We start from the raw sequence: 354 nt of genomic DNA, 5'->3' as shown, positions 1-354 counted from the left end.
GGGTCTTTGTTGTGTGACAGTTTAACTTCGCCAGAAGTCAATATTGAATACTAAAGTAGATACCAATCAATCAACTCATAAGAGTTAATTAAATGGCACTGAATGGTACTGCTACCATTCTTTTTTTACTTTTGAAAACTCTTGATAAATAACAATGTTATTCATCAGAATTTTATTATCAGCTTTTCCAAATTTTTAAAGAGCATATTAATTAGTTATTCCGAAGAACAAGCACTAATTAACAATCATCTGTGTGGACACTACGAACAAATAAGTTCTAAATCGTATAAGGAGGTGATCCAGCCCCAGGTTCCCCTAGGGCTACCTTGTTACGACTTCACCCCAGTCATGAAT

The 354-nt window shown here is 34.5% G+C and carries 1 rRNA gene; it reads right to left on the bottom strand.

The features are described from left to right. Window positions 1-287: 287 nt before the first annotated feature. Window positions 288-354 (bottom strand): 16S ribosomal RNA (locus H4J63_RS19865); the annotation flags it as partial.

Origin of the sequence: Pseudoalteromonas sp. 5Ae-yellow (genome assembly GCF_014077565.1) — a bacterium.
Lineage (GTDB): Bacteria > Pseudomonadota > Gammaproteobacteria > Enterobacterales > Alteromonadaceae > Pseudoalteromonas.
The sequence above is the reverse complement of the archived record's forward strand: the minus strand, read 5'-3'. Positions and strand labels throughout refer to the sequence as shown.